Origin of the sequence: Alicyclobacillus sendaiensis NBRC 100866, assembly GCF_001552675.1 — a bacterium.
GTDB lineage: Bacteria > Bacillota > Bacilli > Alicyclobacillales > Alicyclobacillaceae > Alicyclobacillus > Alicyclobacillus sendaiensis.
In genome coordinates this window covers 1-661 of sequence record NZ_BCRQ01000146.1, presented here as the reverse complement: position 1 = coordinate 661, position 661 = coordinate 1, and the positions used below count along the sequence as shown (strand labels likewise).

The following is a 661-nucleotide window of genomic DNA, read 5'->3' as shown; positions in this document are numbered from 1 at the left end:
GTGAACGGCAAGACGACATAGTTCGTTGAGAGGGCATACAAAGCAAAGAAAAGAAAATCTCTATAATAGACTTGAAAACGCATACCTAAATCGTTAAGATCACCACTGAACCTGGTCAATAGTTTCGTGGAACGTCAATCCATGGGAGCTTCAGCCCATTGGGATCAATATCAATGTTGTCCAAAAGCAGCTCAATGCCTATTTCAACTCCATCAATCCAGGGGTGGGGATCAAGCCACATGACGATCTCGCCCTTTCCTGGACCAATGAGGGCCCGACGCCTTATACGATTTACTACGATATGCTCGACTCCAAGGGCAACTGGAATATCGAACAGTATCGAAATCCGCAGGTTGACGAGGCGCTTCGCCAATTTGCTTCGACGACGAATCCTGCGGTCGAGCGGCAGGCGCTCTATCAGTTTGAGCGGATTGCGGCCGAGGATCTGCCGGTCATTCTGATCTTTTACATCGAGCTTTGGTACGAATGCAACGACGCACACTTTACGGGTTGGCCGACGAAGCAAAATATGTGGATCGATCCCGCGCCTTACACGTTCCTGGCGGCCGCGATCATCAGGGATCATCTCAAACCGGTGTCCTAAGACGCTTCATCACGAAGGAAGCCACGTGGTCATACAACGGGCCCGTGGCTTTTTCTC

At 50.4% G+C, this 661-nt stretch carries 1 protein-coding gene; it reads left to right on the top strand.

Going from position 1 to position 661, the window contains the following annotated elements; translation table 11 throughout:
* The first annotated feature begins 301 nt into the window (after nt 1–301).
* A complete protein-coding gene (locus AS26_RS13645) occupies nt 302–604 on the top strand; it encodes a hypothetical protein (RefSeq protein ID WP_062310677.1) in 303 nt (100 codons plus the stop codon).
* Nucleotides 605–661: the final 57 nt, after the last annotated feature.